Source organism: Pseudomonas sp. ICMP22404 (assembly GCF_006227205.1).
Taxonomy (GTDB): domain Bacteria; phylum Pseudomonadota; class Gammaproteobacteria; order Pseudomonadales; family Pseudomonadaceae; genus Aquipseudomonas.
Genome location: NZ_VCNG01000066.1, coordinates 1 through 478, shown reverse-complemented (window position 1 = coordinate 478; position 478 = coordinate 1). Strand labels below are relative to the sequence as shown.

The following is a 478-nucleotide window of genomic DNA, read 5'->3' as shown; positions in this document are numbered from 1 at the left end:
CATCGAGGTTGCCGGTTGCCGTAGTGCCGTTGTCATCGGTGACCACGACGTTGAATTGCTCGCTGAGGCTGTTGGCGCCGTTGGCGTTCGGGTGGGCTTCGTTGTCCAGCAGGGTGTAGCTGTAGCTGACCACTCCGGTGGCCGCGTTGAAGCCGGTGATGGTCAGGGTGTTGCCCAGCGCCGTGGTGATGGACTGTGGAAAACCTGCCGCCACCCCGCCGCTGACGACCGTGATGCCGCCGACGCTCAAGGTTTGTACACCGTCCAGCGCGGTCACAGTGAAGGTGCCGCTTTGGGTCAGGGCCGGCGCATCTGGACTGCTGCCATCGCTGAGGTTTTTCTCCTGCATCGTCAACTCGCCGCCGTCGGTGTCCAGGCCGCTGATGATCACCGGATCGTCGTTGTTGTGTATTTGCAGCACCAGGTTCGCAGTGCTGGTATCGCCATCCGCATCGGTCAGGGTGTAGGTGAAGGTTTC

The 478-nt window shown here is 61.9% G+C and carries 1 protein-coding gene; it reads right to left on the bottom strand.

Annotated elements, in window-relative coordinates; translation table 11 throughout:
- The coding region (locus FGE05_RS29680; protein WP_139650442.1) for a hypothetical protein at window positions 1–478 on the bottom strand (478 nt) is incomplete at both ends.